The following is a 252-nucleotide window of genomic DNA, read 5'->3' as shown; positions in this document are numbered from 1 at the left end:
ACGTCGTCTATGCGGAACCCGAGTGGGAGATGGAGGGGCAGGTCCAGGCGCCGCGCTCGGCAGGCGGTCACACCTACGGCTACGTCCACACGGCCCGTGTCGATTTCGCCTACAGCGTGATTGATGTGCCATCGGGGGCCGGCGTAGTCGAAGCTGACATCGAGACCCAGAAAGTGATTTACGAGAAGCGGATCATCGAAGAGTGACCCTGGGAAGCGGGTCACCGGGGTCCACTGAGAGAGGTCGAGGACG

The 252-nt window shown here is 62.7% G+C and carries 1 protein-coding gene; it reads left to right on the top strand.

The window, feature by feature from the left end; genetic code table 11:
* On the top strand, positions 1-206 hold a 206-nt coding region (locus SB660_RS22350; protein ID WP_410584662.1), incomplete at its 5' end, for a hypothetical protein.
* Positions 207-252: the final 46 nt, after the last annotated feature.

It is taken from the genome of Bacillus sp. SIMBA_005, from assembly GCF_046535585.1.
Taxonomy (GTDB): domain Bacteria; phylum Bacillota; class Bacilli; order Bacillales; family Bacillaceae; genus Bacillus; species Bacillus pumilus.
The sequence above is the reverse complement of the archived record's forward strand: the minus strand, read 5'-3'. Positions and strand labels throughout refer to the sequence as shown.